Genomic DNA, 11,374 nt, shown 5'->3' with positions numbered 1-11,374 from the left:
CCGTCGGTGCTGACGGCGAGGACTTCCGCGCCCATCGACTTCAAACGGTCGTACTGTTCGCCCAAAGCGGTTAACTCGGTCGAGCAGACAAATGTGAAGTCACCCGGATAAAAGAATACGATTAACCATTTTTTTTCGGCGCGGATCCTTGCGTAATCAAATTCGCCAAATTCGCCGGTAGCTGGATTGAACGTATCGACTTTGAAATCGGGAACGTCACTTCCAACGGTCAGTACTTCGTACATTTCATCGGAGCAGCAGCAGTTATCGGACATGTAAAGAATTCTCCTTTCAGTAAATGGTTTGTTTCAGTGATACCAACAGGTGGTACATCACTGGTACTTATTACCAGAATATACGAGTGATTTGCCCGGAATGTTTAGTGTAAGAGTAATCACGAATTATCGGATATACTTTGCATGTAACTACATTTGGTGATTGACTTGAACGTACCACAACTTAGTAAACACGAGACGATAAGGAAGTACTTACGATGTACAATTTGCCACCCACCGAGCGGTTTAGTTCGCGAGTTGATAATTACTTGAAGTATCGACCTCATTACCCGTCGGAAATGATACCGCGACTACAAATCGAAATCAATCTCACCGCACAATGGGTTATCGCTGACATCGGTGTTGGCACAGGGTTTTCGGCTGAGTTATTGCTTGCGAATCGCAATAAAGTAATCGGGGTGGAACCGAACGATGCGATGAGAAACGCGAGTGTTGCATACCTGGCAGAGTATCGTCAGTTGTATGTTCCAGTGAAAGGAACTGCCGAAGCGACGACATTACCGACGAACTCAGTCGACATGATTCTTGCTGGACAAGCGTTTCACTGGTTCGATCTTGAGAAAACCAAAACGGAATGGCAACGAATTCTCAAACCGAGTGGATGGATTGCATTAGTCTGGAATGAGCGGCGGGGAGCAGGCACTCCCTTTTTGGAAGCCTATGAACGGTTACTCCATAATTTTGCTCCCGAGTATCAGAATGTCGATCACCGTCATATTGACGAAGGAACTTTACGAGAATTTTTCCAATTGAGCGAGTCTCAACCAAGCAACAACAAAGCCGCACCATATCGTTATTTTCAGCTCCCATATCGGCAAACCCTCAACTGGGATGGTTTGGTCGGCAGGATACTTTCTTCAAGCTATGTACCGCTTCCCGGAGATCCACTATTAGAGCCACTGCTCAAGCAATTAGCGATTGACTTTTCAGACCATTCTGATAATGGTGAAATAGAATTGCAGTACGATACCAAAGTCTATCTCGGACGATTTAAAGTTACTAACGAATAGTTTTGAATTGCACACAGGCCGGAATATTCACAAAAAGCAAATAGAGTGATATTTTTAGAGGCTACACAGTAGCTATATCAACAGAAAAACGGGATTGACTCACAGAGTGATGGTAAGCAATCCAAATCCAATCTTGCATCAATTTGTATGATTGGTAATTCTATCGAAAGTTATGTTGGAATGTTTGATAGATATTGTGACGGAGAATACATAAATGGCGTGTTTGGGAAAGAACTATTTTTGCAAATGAATAATTACTCCTTGCAACGATACACTATTTCCCGTACAATCCAGTATAATTTCACAACTCAAATCTGCATGGGAAATCCCATGCAAGGTTGTTTGTGTGACTTCTTACGCTTTTGTCGTTAGAAAAAACAGGAGAAGATATGACAATTCGTTCCAGTGTACTCATAATGCTGGTTGTTAGTTTGTTTGCCAGTGTCGCTTTTGCCGCTCCACTCAGTAAAGCAGAGCTGAGTTCGATTAGCAATCGTATCGCGAACGGAGAAACGATAACACCAGCCGAAAAAGACGGCTTTTTCAACCAAACAAATATCTCGCGCCCGATCGGTTCGACTGGGGTTTCCCATGTTGATTTAACCGGCGGTCCCGATGGCTTTGGTTATCGTTATGTTGATCAAGCCAGTGGTGCTGTGTATGCGTGGGAAACGCCTTCCGGTGCTGCGACCAATGTTACCTTTGGCGATGCCGACGATGGCAATACCAACGTTCCGATTGGATTCACCTTCAGTTTCTACGGAACAAACTATACTTCGACCTACGCTCATACAAACGGCTTCATCACGTTTGGTGCCGCTTCTACGGGATGGAGCGGATTTTCCATGTCCGGTTCACTTCCCACAACTTCGGTAAACTTCTGGACCCGCGATATGCATGCCGGTCGTGGTGGTACGGTCGTGCGGTACGAGACCTTATCCAGTCCGACCCGATTCGTTATCACGTACGACAGTTTACAGATTTACTCCGGTTCTGCGACGGCGAACCGAATTTCCGCACAAGTGATTCTATATGCTGATGGCGGAGTAAAAATTCAGTACCGGAACATTGCCGGTACGGCAGCAACGACCCCGGGCTTGGTTGGAATCAAGAATGCCAATGGTTCGATTAATCTGCCTTATGGCGGAACCGCTGGCATTGGTACCGCGATTTACTACTACACATTAGGTCAGCCGAGCAATCCGTCGCCGTCGCATGATGCAACCGGTATTGCCATTAACAACTGTGTGTTAGGTTGGAATGCCGCTAATGGCGCAACGATGTACGATGTTTATTTTGGTACCGACGCCACGCCGACAATATTACGGTCTGACGATCAAGCGGGAACAAGTTTCTCTATTGTCGAAAACTTATCTCCACTTACCGATTACTATTGGCAAATCGTTGCCAGTAATGGTGCCTCCACCAATCCAGGTCCGATTTGGCATTTTACTACTGCGGCTGGAGCAGCCCCAAATGCACCGACCGCCGGTGCAATTACTGGTGCAACGACGAGCAGTTTAACGGGTAGTTTTGTCGACAACTCCGAAGACGAAACCGTTTTCCCGCTTCACACTTCACTCAATGGCACTGATTTCGTGTTTGCAGCTGATCTCCCAGCGCAAGCTGGCACCGGTTCTTACGCATTGACATTGAATGGATTGGCAGTGAATACCCACTACTGGGCGCGCGTTTATGCGACTGGTCCTGGTGGAACGTCAACCGGATTTGCCGCCGCTAATGGTTGGACATTGGCGAATACACCTGACGCTCCGGTTGTAGACAATCCAACCCGTGGTTCATTGGACGTTACGCCAAACAACAATGGTGGTGATCCCAATCCGGACAACACTGTGTATGGGATCAAAGAGATTACGACCGGTATGTGGGTTACGACCGGTGGAACGTTAGATATCGAAGGCAATGCCGGTTGGCAGACCCTCGCAACTTGGGGTGTCGTCACGGTGGGTGGTCTCGATCCATTAACCACATATACTTTTGTTACCCAAGCGAAAAACGGCGCTGGTGTTGTGACAGGATTCTCCAGCACTGCCGATGGTTCGACGTTGGAAAGCCCCGGCTTGTTGTTTGAAGATTTTGAGACCGGCGCGTTTGGCTGGTCAGTTACCAACCCCGATGCCGGTTTGACTTGGGCATTGTACAACTTCGCAGGCAATAACTGGGCTGGCGTACCGCATTATTCTTACAATGTCAATGGTCAACTCGACTACTTGAACTCGCCTTCTTTCTCGATGGCGACTGTTTCATCTGCCGAATTGACGTTCTTACAGAGCTATAACATTTATCCGGGCTATGCCGATTCGCTTCGCGTCGAAGTATCAATCGACGGCGGCTCAACGTGGCCGTTTGTGATTTGGAATGACGGCGGCGCTACCATGGTAACGCGCACGACCTCACAATCTGCTGACGATCCGGTATGGCGTTCGGCATTTTTACCGCCGGAAGCTGCGCATCAGTCTGATGTCCGTATTCGCTTTGTGTCTTACAATGATTACGGCGATGACGATTACATCGACAGTATATTGGTGAAGGTGTACGAAACAGCCGCCATTGGGAACAATCCAAATGGGGAAGGTAGCCAACAACCGTTTACCTTTACGCCTCCGGCGGATCCCCAAACGGGCGATTTACCGCCTGTTGTGATTTCGTTCCCGGAACAAACCGGTGCCAATGGCAATCCCGGTGCAGTTACGGTAAACGTCTTGCACGAGTTACCGGATCACAACTTGGCAGAGATGCCGATGGCGAATACAATCCACCGATTCTGGGATATCCAAGCATCAAGCGAGAATTTTGAGAACGCAACACTTCGGTTGCGCTTTACACTCGCCGATCTTCCCGCCGGAATTGTCGATCCATTAACTGCTGCTCCCCCGATTGAAGCGGCATATTCCATCGATGGCGGCAATACATGGATTCGCGTCGCGGGTACCATATTGGATTTAGGCGGTGGCGTTTATGAAATGCTCATCACCGGCTTGAACCACTTCTCGCTTTGGTCATTGGGTAATGGCGGCGTGTTGCCGGTGGAACTCAGTGCATTTACCGCTGCTGTGGCGGATCGTCAAGTGACATTGAATTGGCGCACCGAATCGGAAACCAACAACGACTTCTTCCGCATTTATCGTTCGGAAAGTGCCGATGTTCGCGGTGAATTGATTGGTGTGGTAGACGGTATGGGTAACAACCAAACCGCCCATAACTATCGTTTCGTCGATAGTCGGGTCGTTAATGGTGTCACCTATTATTATCGTCTTGCCGACGTTGATTTGAACGGCATCGAAGCATTGCACCCGACCATCGTGGATGCAACCCCGACTGCCAATGCAAACGGCCGTATCCCAACGGAATATGCCTTGGAACAAAACTTCCCGAATCCATTCAACCCAACCACTGCGATTCGTTATGCAGTCAAGGACGCTGGATTGGTTTCGTTGAAGGTCTTTGATGTGACAGGTCGTGAAGTTGCGACATTGGTGAATGGTCACCAACCGGCAAATTCCTACGAAATCACTTTCGACGCTGCAACACTTTCAACCGGAGTCTACTTCTATCAACTTCGGGTGAATGATTACTACTCGGTACGTAAAATGGTGGTTGCCAAGTAAGTCGCAAGTTTTTGGTTAAATCCAAATCGATGAAACAGGCGGACGCGAGTCCGCCTGTTTTGTTTATAGGCAAAACAACCGTTCTCACTCTTGGAGGTAATACTCCTATTCGTAACGATTTACCTATGGTTCATAAACCGACTGTACTCAGAAAAGGAACAAAAAACGCGAAAAGTGCTATTGTTTCTAATCATTCTTGCCCGTTTCTCGATTCATTCCAACAAATCGAAAGGCAATCTGCCAGCGATGAACAGTGTGCAAGTCGTGAAAGAAAAATCGAAATTCCTCATTTCTTCTTGACATAGCTATAATCATACACACATCTTCGGAAAAGCTCGACGGTTGACTCCGTTGAAGTGAGTTATGACTTTTATCTGTGGATAACCTAAAAGTTTCATTACCAGCGAAACTTGACTGACTACACCTTGCACGCTCTCGAATCAGGTTTCTGAAATCACTTATCAATCTGTAATCCAAACAACCTACTCAAGGAGTACGGTATGAAGAAATTGTATCTGATCTTGCTGATACTGGCGTTTGCTGCGTCAGCATTTGCACAAACGGTTGTAATCGGAAACCCGGCAAGTGCGTTAGGCACTACGCTAACGGGTCCCGGTTACATCCAAACGAGTACCACCTACCATCAAGCGAACGCGACGATTTTGACCGCCGCGGAAATTCAAGCGAATAACGGTGGCAACCATTTCAACAACGAAATTGATCGGTTGGACTGGGATATTTATTCCGGCAGCGGTTACACTGGAAACTGCGCGCTTGAAATATGGTTAGCCACTACCACCCGGGCGAATTTAGCAACCGCTGAAAACTGGGGAACTTATTTGACTGGTGCGACTCTTGTGTACTCTTCGACAACACAGCAGTACAACGCGACCACCGGTTATCAATCCTTTGTGTTTAACCAGACTAATTTTCCTTACAACACGGAATCCGGCGAAAATCTCTTGGTGTTGACGCGGTTTTTGCGTACATCCGCAGGTCCGGCTACCTTAAACTGGCGATATACTTCTACTTCGCCAACCAACATGACCCGGTACTACACCAGTACGACATCGGCGGTTCTTGCAACCACAGCGATGTTTACAACGACTAGCCGGGCGAATATTCGTATCCATGGTCCGTTACCTTATGACGTCGAGGTAACACCGATAACAGCAAATCAAAGTATTAGTGCCGGTGCGAATGCATGGTACCAAATTTCTGTGGCCAATGCTGGTCTCCAAACCGATAGCTACAGTTTATCGCTGTCAGGTAATGCGTGGACTACCGGCATTTACGATGCAATCAACGGTTCAGCAATCTCGAGCGCTGATGACTTAGTTAGTGGTCAGATTTTCAATGCCTACGTGAAAGTTACATCACCGGGCGATGCTCTCGTTGGTAACTCTGATGCGTTTGTTATCACTGCAACATCTGCCAATGATCCCGGTATTTTTCGCACGGCAACAAGAACCACTTCCGTAGCGTTGTTCTACGATTACATTTATACAACACAACAAGTACCGGCACCCATCGCATATCAATGGGATGACCCGGTAGCGAACGGTCATACCGAAATCTCGTACACACTGTTGTCAGGCACAACCGATGACGGTCTATTTACCTTCACGATGCCGGAAGCGTTCCCATTCTGTAACTATACCGTTCCCAATGGTGCCACGGTTGGTATCGGAACCAATGGAAATATCGTGTTCGCCAGCACATTAAACCCAATGACCTACTCCACTGTGTTACGTGGGATTAACGTGTGGGGTCGGGATATGGGTGGAACGGCTGCCCGCCCGGTAGGCGCGCAGATTTTCACGAAGTACGATGCAGTGAACCATACCACGACTTTTACTTGGTATAACTGGATGAATTATAACTGGTCAGCCGGTACTAACTACCAGTTCCAATGTGTGTTGAATCATACGACCGGTGGAGTAACTTTCCGTTACAATTTGTTCCCGACCGGTTATGCAACACTTTCTAATTACATCTCTGGTCCACGGGTTGGCTTTGTCAATCATGCGACGTCGACCGGTCAGACTTACTTGAATCTTGTTACAAACTCAACCGCTACGATTAACGCCCTATACGGCGGTGGTACTGTTGCAGCCAACACCGAAATTCAAGTACTAACTACGCCACCGGATCCCTATGGCTACGCACCTGCAAATGGTGCGGTGAATTTGGATCCCGGATCGACTACCTTCAGTTGGAATGCCCCGGGTCAAACTACGTTTGATGTTTATTATGGAACGAGCAATCCGCCGTCTGTTGGTGCATTAGCGCAAGTCGGCTCAAGCTACGTTCCGACATTGGCTCCGGGAATGACCTACTATTGGTATACTGTACATCATTATGCGAGCCGGTCTGATTTTACCAGCGATGTAATGATGTTCACAACGGTAGCTCCGGACGCCCCCAACGGTCCGAATACCGGTTCTACTGCCAATCTCGGAACGACATTCTTTGATGTCGGTTGGGTCGATAATTCAACGAATGAAGACTTCTTCAACGTGTATGTAGCAGAAGGCGCATTTGGCGGTGGATTCGATCCTACGGTCGCTCCGTATGCGGCGCAAACAGCCTCCACGACGATTCCCGGTACCGGTGATGCTTACAACGTAACTATTACCGGATTAACCCCGAACACTACCTACGCCGTTCGTGTTTACGCGATAAATGATAACACCATTATGAAGAATGGCGGCAAAGGCAATACCGGTATCATTCGCAGTGAATGGATCGAAACTTCCGAAGCCGTTCCGGTTTACGAAACCTCGATTACAACCGGTAAAGACGGAAAGAAGATTATCGAACAAGTGCCGGTTGCGATGAAAGCGGCAAAGGGTTACTGGCGTAATCTTACCGAGGATAATAATGGTAAGACGATGGGCGTCGATGAATTGTTCTATTCGAGCGGTTTTGCGACAGCAGCGAATATGACATTGGCATCGGTTCCGGGTACTCCGGTGGTCGGAACGCCTGGCGTTACTTCCATTTCCGTAACTCCCGCCAACCATCCGACGAATCCAAATCCGGCAGCTACGACTTACGCAATCCATTGCGTTACGACTGGTACGTGGGTGCAGGCTACTGGCACGTTAGGTTCAAGCCCCATTTGGCAGACGCTTGCGACGTGGGGAACTGCTGTAGTGAACAGTTTGACAGCAAACACGGCCTATGAGTTTGCAGTGGTTGCCCGTAATGCGAACCTTGTTGAGACCGTTTTCTCGGCTTCCGCGTCGGGAACGACCTTGAACAATGTTGCACTACCGGTCACCCAGAATTTTGAAGGCGCGAGTTGGCCACCGGCTGATTGGTCAATTGTCAACCCTGATGCGAACAAGACTTGGGTTTCGCATACTTACCTTGCGAACAAGAGCGCTCGCATCAACTTCTGGTCATACAACAGTTATCCGCAATCCGACTACTTGATTAGTCCGCCGATGGACTTCTCCAACGTTGCTACGGGAGAAGTAACATTTGAGTGGAGTTATCTGTATAACTCGTCCTATCGCGATTCACTTCGCGTTTGGGTTAGCCCGGATAATGGTGTGACTTGGTCGGAAATCTTCTATGAAGGTTATGCCGGACTTGCATCGCGTACCACCGATAACAACAACCCCACTGGCTGGCGCGATACGACACTACTGTTGCCGGCAAGTACATCAGGACAATCGCAGGTACTCGTGAAGTTTGAAGGAATCAACCGTTACGGTCCCGATATCTTCCTGGATAACATCGTTATTGATGCCCGTACTCAGAGTGAAGTTGTCGGTAACAATCCGAATGGCGAAGGCAGCCCCGCTCCATACGTATTTACACCGCCAGCTGATCCTGAAACCGGTGGCTTACCTCCAGTGGTTGTGAACTTCCCGGCTCAGGGCGGCGCTAACACGAACCCCGGTACGGTCACTGTAACAGTGATGTATGAACTTCCGGCGTCTTATCCAGCTGATTTACCGATTGATAATACGATCCGCCGATTCTGGGACATTCAAGCTTCTACTGAGAACTTTGAAGATGCCTCATTGCGGTTACGCTTTACCATCGACGACTTGCCGGCTGGTATCACCGACCCGATGACAGCGGTGCCACCGATTGAAGCAGCTTACTCAAACGACGGCGGTACAACTTGGACCAAAGTCGCCGGTACTATTTTCGATTTAGGTGGTGGTGTTTATGAAATGCTAATTCGTAATTTGAACCATTTCTCGCTGTGGTCGTTAGGGAATGGCGGAATCTTGCCAGTTGAGCTGAGTGCGTTCACGGCATCTCCCGCCGATCAACAAGTTATATTAAACTGGCGTACTGAAACGGAAACCAATAACGACTTCTTCCGCGTCTATCGTTCGTTGAATGCGGCAGACCGCGGTGAATTAGTTGGTGTGGTGGAAGGAATGGGTAACAACCAAACGACGCACAGTTATCGATATGTCGATACCCGTGTTCAGAATGGTGTGACCTATTACTACCGGATCGCCGATGTCGATTTGAATGGTATTGAAGCGCTTCATCCGATCGTAGTCAATGCGACTCCGGCGGCGGGTGCCCGCGGTGTTGTTCCGACCGAGTATGCACTCGAGCAGAATATGCCGAATCCGTTCAATCCAACGACGGAAATTCGTTATGCAGTGAAGGAAGCCGGTCTTGTTACCTTAAAGGTATTTGACATTACCGGTCGTGAAGTTGCCACCTTGGTCAATGGAAACTACCCGGCGAACAGCTATCGCATCTCGTTTGATGCAACGAAGCTTTCCGCAGGGGTTTATTTCTATCAGATCCGCGTGAACGATTTCTACGCAGTCCGCAAGATGGTGGTTGCTAAGTAGGCACAACTATCGGATATGAGACAGGGTGGGCAAATTGCCCACCCTGTTTTTTTTCTTGCCGTTCATTCTAATGAAATGTCGATCTTCCTACCTGAGGTGTTTCGATTTTCTGCCGGTTTCCGCCGATTGATAGCTGCGTTCCAGCGCCAATGCGCTCGGTAACCGTGACTAAGGCTTCGCCCTCCTGTTGTGAGCTTTCCAATCGCGCTTTCAACTCCATATTCTCTTTTCTACGCGCGTTAAGCGCAATTTTCGTTAATGGAACCGCTTCCAGTAGTTTGCGGCGATTTGTTAACTCATTGCGGTCGAGCGGCTCCCAACCGGGTCGATGCTTCAAAGTTGCGATATGTTTGATAAAATAAATCTGGATTGTATTCATAGCGACGCGTTCGACTGTTTCTTCGCCAAACAAATCGGTTAACTGCGTGAGAGTTTCAATTGCCTTTTCGATGAATCTGGTGTTTTCGTCGATCCGCGCCTGATAAAAATCCCTCATTCCCACTACAATAGAACTGATGACGCGGTCTTCGTCGGAATCGATATTTTTTAATGTTACCGAATGATTTGCGACAATTCGCGTACCAAAAGCAGAATCGGCAGTAACCCGGTCGCCTGATAGCTGCGATTTATTCACCGCTCCTTCGATGATAACGTTTTCCTGAGCCGAAATCTCGGAACGGCTAACATTACCGCGAACTAACACATTTTTATCGCTGGTTAGGATACTTCCACGCACTTCACCACGGACATGAATATCCGATTTCGAGCGCAAGTAAGATCCTTCGTCGACCGAGCCACGGACATAAATATCGCTCGAGCTGACAATCTCACTACCAATGGTAAGATTACCACGGATCTCTATTGCATCGTCGGTCGATACGCTTAAGCGGCTCTCGCTTTCAATTACACGGATCGGACGCACTGCTATGTGGATTTCGACTGGAACAATCTTTTCGCCGCTGGCGGTAATTATCCGACGATTCTTGCGATGAATCTCCACTACGCCATCACGGGTCGCGGTAACCGACCAACTCAATGGAGTAACTTCTGCTCCATCGCCGGCAATAAGTTCGACATCCATACCGGTTGCCGGACGAATCATTTCGCCTTTGACGTTATAACCGGGGTTCTTTCCTTGTTTCGGGTGGGTTTTCCGACAGATGTAACTTCCATTTGAGATTCGTCGTGATGAATAGTAGCGGTCTAATTGACCAGGTTCCGGTTCGGCGGGAAAGAAGAATTCCACCACAGCATCGGCACCGGGGTCGGGAAACTTTCCAGATGCGACAACTGCGCCGCGAATCGCTTTCCGCTCGGCAATACACTGTTTTGTGTAGTCATGACAAGCATCGAAATTCAAATACCGTTTCTGTATCCCGGCATTCAACGCAATGTCGATAACTTTGCCTGCAGCAATCAACTGTTCAAAACCGTCAAGCAAAAAAATGTCTACTTCAGCAGACATTTCAGGATACTCAAACCCATCGGGACCAATTGCCGGCAGAAAGCGAATCAGGGGCTCACCGCGCTCGATGGGAATCCGGTACATGCGAAAAACTGCTTGAAAGCCGTCGGCTTGTTCGATCCGGTCAACTTTTGTG

Annotated in this window: 5 protein-coding genes; 3 read left to right on the top strand and 2 right to left on the bottom strand. The window is 48.3% G+C overall.

From position 1 onward, the window contains the following. A partial coding sequence (locus OEM52_10305; protein ID MDK9700523.1) for a redoxin domain-containing protein occupies window positions 1–275 on the bottom strand: 275 nt, incomplete at its 3' end. Between the two features lie 218 nt (window positions 276–493). On the opposite strand from OEM52_10305, the gene OEM52_10300 reads away from it, so the two are divergent. The 3 genes from OEM52_10300 (at window position 494) to OEM52_10290 (ending at window position 9,773) form a co-directional block, all read left to right on the top strand. After that, window positions 494–1,306 carry a class I SAM-dependent methyltransferase gene (locus tag OEM52_10300; protein MDK9700522.1) on the top strand — a complete coding sequence of 271 codons (813 nt, stop codon included), beginning with the start codon at window positions 494–496 and terminating at the stop codon, window positions 1,304–1,306. 389 nt (window positions 1,307–1,695) lie between these two features. Then, window positions 1,696–4,935 carry a T9SS type A sorting domain-containing protein gene (locus tag OEM52_10295; protein MDK9700521.1) on the top strand — a complete coding sequence of 1,080 codons (3,240 nt, stop codon included), beginning with the start codon at window positions 1,696–1,698 and terminating at the stop codon, window positions 4,933–4,935. 500 nt (window positions 4,936–5,435) lie between these two features. Beyond that, a complete protein-coding gene (locus OEM52_10290) occupies window positions 5,436–9,773 on the top strand; it encodes a T9SS type A sorting domain-containing protein (GenBank protein ID MDK9700520.1) in 4,338 nt (1,445 codons plus the stop codon). A 67-nt stretch (window positions 9,774–9,840) separates the two neighbouring features. On the opposite strand, the gene OEM52_10285 is transcribed toward OEM52_10290, so the two are convergent. Further along, window positions 9,841–11,374: FapA family protein (locus OEM52_10285; GenBank protein MDK9700519.1), on the bottom strand; the 1,534-nt coding region annotated here is incomplete at its 5' end.

The sequence above is a fragment of the bacterium genome, assembly GCA_030247525.1.
Lineage (GTDB): Bacteria > Electryoneota > JAOADG01 > JAOADG01 > JAOADG01 > JAOTSC01.
The sequence above is the reverse complement of the archived record's forward strand: the minus strand, read 5'-3'. Positions and strand labels throughout refer to the sequence as shown.